At 35.8% G+C, this 793-nt stretch carries 2 pseudogenes; both read right to left on the reverse strand.

The annotated features are described in order from the left end of the window. Nucleotides 1–57: 57 nt before the first annotated feature. Nucleotides 58–363: pseudogene (locus NBRC111893_RS10575) on the reverse strand (P-type ATPase actuator domain-containing protein); the annotation flags it as partial. A gap of 122 nt (nucleotides 364–485) precedes the next feature. Next, a pseudogene (locus NBRC111893_RS10580) lies at nucleotides 486–793 on the reverse strand (DMT family transporter); the annotation flags it as partial.

Below are 793 nucleotides of genomic sequence, written 5' to 3' on the forward strand. Positions count from 1 at the left end.
CGACGGGGGCTGTCTGCCGAATTATTTTGCATAATAAGCATGATTTCATCAAGACAATTTTTGAGCTTGGGCTTTCTTGACTAATTCGGCCACTTGATTGAGAAATGAATCTTTTCCAAGGGTTGTGACTTTCATCTCAAATGGTTGGTTTTGATTGAGGGAACCACCATAAACAAGGTCATTTGTTTTTTTATTGACTGCTCGGCTTTCACCAGTAATCATTGACTCATCAACGAACGCTTCACTTAATATAAGGCCATCTGCAGGAATTCTTTCATTTTCTTTCACTAAAAGTAAATCGGACGTACACGTTTTTGGAACGTCTACGCAAAGGCTTTTAGCAATCAAATTACTCACTATTATATCAAATATTTCAATTAATTAACCCGTTTTCAAATATTTATATTCTAAGCATAATAAAAAGACACACCAGGTGCCTTTTGTTTATTATAATATTTATACAGCTAGTCGTTTTTTATTTTGGTTTAATGACCAGGACCATACAAGTTTAAAACGACAACTCCTGACAAAATTAATACAATTCCTAAGACGCTGCTCAGATTAATAGATTCTTTCCAAACGACTACTGCCAAAACAGTTGTCAATACAATTCCTAAGCCAGCCCATAAAGCGTAAGCAACATTCAAGTTTATAGTTTTCATAGCTAATGCTAAAAAAATAAAAAACTGCACCGTATGAAACTAAAGACCCCACAGTTTCCCAAAGCGAACTGAATCCGTTTGAAGCTTTTAACAAATTCGTTCCCAAGAGTTCACCTAGAATCGCGAGCCCC

It is taken from the genome of Lentilactobacillus kosonis, assembly GCF_003864335.1.
In the GTDB taxonomy this organism is placed as follows: Bacteria; Bacillota; Bacilli; order Lactobacillales; family Lactobacillaceae; genus Lentilactobacillus; species Lentilactobacillus kosonis.